The 749-nt window shown below is 47.4% G+C and carries 2 protein-coding genes; both read left to right on the top strand.

What is annotated here, in order from left to right; all coding sequences use genetic code 11:
• A partial coding sequence (locus M5G11_RS22950) for a hypothetical protein (protein WP_273913932.1) occupies positions 1–372 on the top strand: 372 nt, incomplete at its 5' end.
• Positions 369–716 (top strand): hypothetical protein, encoded by a 348-nt coding sequence (locus M5G11_RS22945; RefSeq protein ID WP_273913933.1) that lies wholly within the window; start codon positions 369–371, stop codon positions 714–716. The genes M5G11_RS22950 and M5G11_RS22945, both read left to right, overlap by 4 nt.
• The last annotated feature ends 33 nt before the right edge of the window (positions 717–749 follow it).

The following is a 749-nucleotide window of genomic DNA, read 5'->3' as shown; positions in this document are numbered from 1 at the left end:
GATACTGTTGGTCCAAAAGGGCCTTTGAATACCTTGGACGGTGTTCCTGGTCGAGTCCAATCCCGAGTCAACTTGGCTAATGATGGTATGGAGCACTTGGCTTCACGTCACTTGTCGGGCAAAGTAAATGCAAGCCAGTTTTCCATCGGGGAGCTTGAGTTGCGTGGTCTTCTGCAAAGCAAAACGGTTGTGAGTACACCTGTCACACGAATGGTAGACAGTGCTGATGGCGTGCGCTATGTGCGCGAAGTTGATGTGGGACGTTCTATTGGTACGGATAAGTTCAGTGGTGGACAACCAACCTCGATAATGACTGTTATGACTGATAAGTTTGGAAATCTAGTAACAGCATTCCCAGGGGTGCTCAAATGACCTCTCGTGATCATGTTCGAGCGGATTTGCTGAGCTCTATGGCGTCGATGCTTTCGGGGAACACCAATCCTCTGCTGTTGGCTGCTCTTAAAACGGCTTTTCCCTGGTTGTCTTTTGCTCTGATCGTTAATTGGATTCCTGAACAGGCCGAGGATATTTACTCGGTGCTGATCGACTTAGATCGTATTGCGATTGTAGAAATTTCGCGATTAAGTAGTGACTTGGCAGACGTATCAGTTGAAGTGGTAGATTTAAATAAGTATAAGAAGCGTCGCCTTTCCATTGAAAGCCGCCGAAAGCTTGAGGTCGCGATTGATTTGATGAGAGGAAATTACGCTAGCTAGAGGTTTTCGCTAGTGGTCCAAAAGGCGCAGGTG

It is taken from the genome of Pseudomonas fontis, from assembly GCF_028656955.1.
GTDB lineage: Bacteria > Pseudomonadota > Gammaproteobacteria > Pseudomonadales > Pseudomonadaceae > Aquipseudomonas > Aquipseudomonas fontis.
This window is presented reverse-complemented; position numbering and strand designations above follow the sequence as displayed.